This is a genomic window from Flavobacterium xizangense (assembly GCF_054075145.1).
This window is the reverse complement of record NZ_JBSIPG010000288.1, coordinates 1-241: the sequence shown is the minus strand read 5'-3', so window position 1 is coordinate 241 and position 241 is coordinate 1. Positions and strand designations below refer to the sequence as shown.

Below are 241 nucleotides of genomic sequence, written 5' to 3'. Positions count from 1 at the left end.
GCTTAAGATTACTTTTCCGAAAAATCTGTAAAATGCGTCGTCCTTAAAATTAATAACCAAGATTTCAGAACCTGGCTCTAATCTGTATGGGAGAGCCTGCTTGACAGGGCCTAAAAATAGATAACGTCCAACTTCTATTTCGTCCCCTTGGTTTGCTTTAAAATAAACCGGTTTGCCAAAACTAAACACGAAAATGGTTTGAAAGTTTGGAAGCAGCGTTTTTGCTACCGCCTTTTGGGTA

Annotated in this window: 1 pseudogene; it reads right to left on the bottom strand. The window is 39.0% G+C overall.

What is annotated here, in order from left to right:
* A pseudogene (locus tag ACWA1B_RS23470) lies at positions 1-241 on the bottom strand (AraC family transcriptional regulator); the annotation flags it as partial.